The sequence below is a fragment of the Mesorhizobium sp. dw_380 genome (genome assembly GCF_018588885.1).
Lineage (GTDB): Bacteria > Pseudomonadota > Alphaproteobacteria > Rhizobiales > Rhizobiaceae > Mesorhizobium.
The window spans coordinates 1-1,530 of the sequence record NZ_JAFFIW010000108.1; the positions used below are offsets into that span (position 1 = coordinate 1).

General features: G+C 58.9%; 3 protein-coding genes. 1 reads left to right on the top strand and 2 read right to left on the bottom strand.

The window, feature by feature from the left end; genetic code table 11:
- Positions 1-172: 172 nt before the first annotated feature.
- Positions 173-361 (top strand): DUF3606 domain-containing protein, encoded by a 189-nt coding sequence (locus JT360_RS33045; RefSeq protein ID WP_214477612.1) that lies wholly within the window; start codon positions 173-175, stop codon positions 359-361.
- 59 nt (positions 362-420) lie between these two features.
- Here JT360_RS33045 and JT360_RS33050 read toward each other — a convergent pair whose 3' ends face one another.
- Positions 421-648: a sunset domain-containing protein gene (locus tag JT360_RS33050; protein ID WP_502845507.1), complete on the bottom strand. Its 228-nt coding sequence runs from the start codon at positions 646-648 to the stop codon at positions 421-423.
- Positions 649-1,251: 603 nt separating this feature from the next.
- Complete coding sequence (locus tag JT360_RS33055) at positions 1,252-1,503, bottom strand: DUF6894 family protein (RefSeq protein ID WP_214477615.1); 252 nt, start codon at positions 1,501-1,503, stop codon at positions 1,252-1,254.
- Positions 1,504-1,530 lie beyond the last annotated feature (27 nt).

Sequence of the window (1,530 nt, forward strand, 5' to 3'; positions counted from 1 at the left end):
ACGCAACAATGTTCCAACCGGGCGATTCACAGATTCTCGGTTCGGGTCTAAAAGGGTGGCCTGGATATGGATGCGATCGCGAATGTCTCAGCGACATCGCGGGTGAGCGTTCGCGAATAGATGCGGGGAACTTTGACGCGCCTTCGCTGTTCTTTGAACAGGAGGAACGACAATGGCAGACGACAAAAGCAAGCGTGATTCTCGCGACCGCGACCGAGTGTCAGGCGACCAGGAGTATGAAGTCGGCTACTTCGCCAGCAAGTTCCAGCTTACGATCCCCGAAGTTCGGGAACTGATCAGGAAATATGGCAACGACCGGGAGACGCTGGAACGCGAAGCAAAGGCGCTGGGTAGCCGGTGACGGCCCGCTCACCGGAATCAAACTTTGGATTTTCGCCAGCCTGCCCACGATGCCTCCCATTAGGAGCAGAACCATCGCCCGCCTTTTGCCGGGTTGACCACCGTTTCGTTGTAGTAGCGCTGGCCGAGCATGTGGTAGATGCGCTCGCCAGTCACGACGCTGACATTTCCTTTGATGTTGCAGCCACTTGGCGCGCGAGATTCGCCACGCCGATTCACAGTCGGAAGAGAATGCTGCTCCGCCTGCGGTACGAAATAGCCAGCAGCGGCAACACCGGACAGCAGCACGGGGATTAGCGCCCGCTGTTCCAACAGCGAGCGTCTGCGCCGCCCTTTAGGCTGGGAAGCTCTTTGCCCTTGATGCCCATTCCCGTCTCCCCACCGGGAGAATGCGACCAAACGCGCGTTGGAGTCCAGCAAAAGGCTACCCGCCGCAGCCTGGGAAGAAGTCTATCATTCGCCCGGCGCGACCTAGCCGACCTGGCGGCCACTACGGCGGCGGCATCGGAATTAGTCGGAAAGCTAAACATGACGCGGAGCCTGCGACTTCCACACCGAGGGCATTGGACGCGCTTGCGGAGCAATGCGATCGGGAAGTTCCTCGCGTGAGAACAAGGGTTCCATATCGGGCTGATACGACCAATTGCATTCGCGACCGCGCTGCATCCCCTTCGTGTAGGGCCCGAAAGCGCAAAAGACGCGGACAGTCACGGAATGGGTAAGGCAGTCGCCTAGCGTCTCGATCTCCATACAAAACGAAATAGGAACATCCTCCTACCGCGTCCGAACACCGTCGTCTAAAAGCATGAAGTGCCTGAGAAGCCGAATAGCAGCGTTGCTGTGCGCCGACCGCTCGCCCCTGGCGTGTTGCGCGGCCATAATGAATCAGCTCTAGCGCTGTGTCCTCATCCCATCGGGCGGCTCGCGCACCCGCTCCAACGTGACCTTCACAGTGAATAGCGGCTTGCTGGTATGGTCGCGGACACGGATGGCGACTTCTCTGAAAGTGCCGTCCGGCATGGCTATTTCGAGCAGCGCCATAGCCGCCTCGTCTTCCACGTCTTCCAGCGTCGGTAGGTCGGTGCCTTCAGTGTCGGGGTAGAATTCGCCGTTGTCGGTTAGATCAAAGAAGAAGCGGGCCATGTGGCCCTAATCCCGAACCTCGAAAAA

What these genes read in the sequence shown, in the direction of transcription:
- JT360_RS33045 (WP_214477612.1), top strand. Translation starts at nt 173, where the DNA reads ATGGCAGACGACAAAAGCAAGCGTGATTCTCGCGACCGCGACCGAGTG.
- JT360_RS33055 (WP_214477615.1), bottom strand. Translation starts at nt 1,503, where the DNA reads ATGGCCCGCTTCTTCTTTGATCTAACCGACAACGGCGAATTCTACCCC.